Origin of the sequence: Enterococcus sp. C74 (assembly GCF_040887125.1) — a bacterium.
In the GTDB taxonomy this organism is placed as follows: Bacteria; Bacillota; Bacilli; order Lactobacillales; family Enterococcaceae; genus Enterococcus_B; species Enterococcus_B hirae.
In genome coordinates this window covers 1-1,253 of sequence record NZ_JBFOFA010000028.1, presented here as the reverse complement: position 1 = coordinate 1,253, position 1,253 = coordinate 1, and the positions used below count along the sequence as shown (strand labels likewise).

The following is a 1,253-nucleotide window of genomic DNA, read 5'->3' as shown; positions in this document are numbered from 1 at the left end:
ATTGATGAAGCAGTACATAAAATTTTAAAGGAGAGAATAACATGCCAAACAAGGAACAGGAAAAGACAGAAAACGTTCAAAAAAAATCAACTGAATCAAATCCGAGTACAACTAAAGAAAAAGAGGATAAAGCGGTTGAGCAAGCGATAGCAACAGTTATGCGTGATGGAGATATTACTCATGATCCTTCCCGAATATTTCTGGATCTCAAATATGAGTTTGAGGATAGTCCATTTATAAGCGAAAAGAGAGCAGAAGTAGAATTGAACAAGTTTATGAAAGAATATAGAGAAAAAGAGAATAAAGAAAATAAAGCGGTTGAGCAAGTAGAAAAAGAGGATAAAGAAAATAAAGCGGTTGAGCAAGCGATAGCAACAGTTATGCATGATGGAGATATTCCTCATGATCCTTCCCGAATATTTCTGGATCTCAAATATGAGTTTGAGGATAGTCCATTTATAAGCGAAAAGAGAGCAGAAGCAGAATTGAACAAGTTTATGAGAGAATATAGAGAAAAAGAGGATAAAGAAAATAAAGCGGTTGAGCAAGCGATAGCAAAAGTTATGAATGATAGAGACATTCCTCAAAGTAGAATGGGAGTACGGAGCTACCTCAAATATGAGTTGAATAATAATTCAGACATAAGCAAAAAGAGAGCAGAAGCAGAATTGAAAAAGTTCCAGAGTGAATGTAGAACAGAAGCAGAATTTGGAAAGTTCATTAGTGAATATAGAGAAAAAGAGAATGAAGCGGTTGAACAAGTGATAGAAACAGTTATGAATGATAAAAACATTCCTCAAAGTAGAATTGGAGTATGGATATCCCTCGAAAGTGAGTTGAAGAATAATTCAGGCATAAGCGAAAAGAGAGCAGAAGCAGAATTGAAAAAGTTCCAGAGTGAATGTAGAACAGAAGCAGAATTGAGAAAGCTCAAAAGTAAATATAAAATAAATAGAGATGATACAAATAGTTTACACGTTCCAACGAACAAAGATAGAAGAGAAAATCTTAAAGAAAAACTAAATAGAGTATCTAAAGAAGAAAACTCATCCCCAAAAAGAGCAGCTGTATCTCAAGACCTACAGCATAAGCAGGATAACCAGTTACATAGATAACAATCAATAAACTCTAAAAATGATTACATAATAAATGAGTGTGGGATATTGATCATAAAAAATTGGCTCTTTGTCAAATGATATTAGTAAAAAGAAATCTTAGAATAATTTGGGCAGAAAGAAGAAAAACTTCTTTCT

1 protein-coding gene is annotated in these 1,253 nt (G+C 33.2%); it reads left to right on the top strand.

The window, feature by feature from the left end:
* Positions 1-41: 41 nt before the first annotated feature.
* Positions 42-1,115 (top strand): hypothetical protein, encoded by a 1,074-nt coding sequence (locus AB3H93_RS14110; RefSeq protein WP_368020734.1) that lies wholly within the window; start codon positions 42-44, stop codon positions 1,113-1,115.
* Positions 1,116-1,253 lie beyond the last annotated feature (138 nt).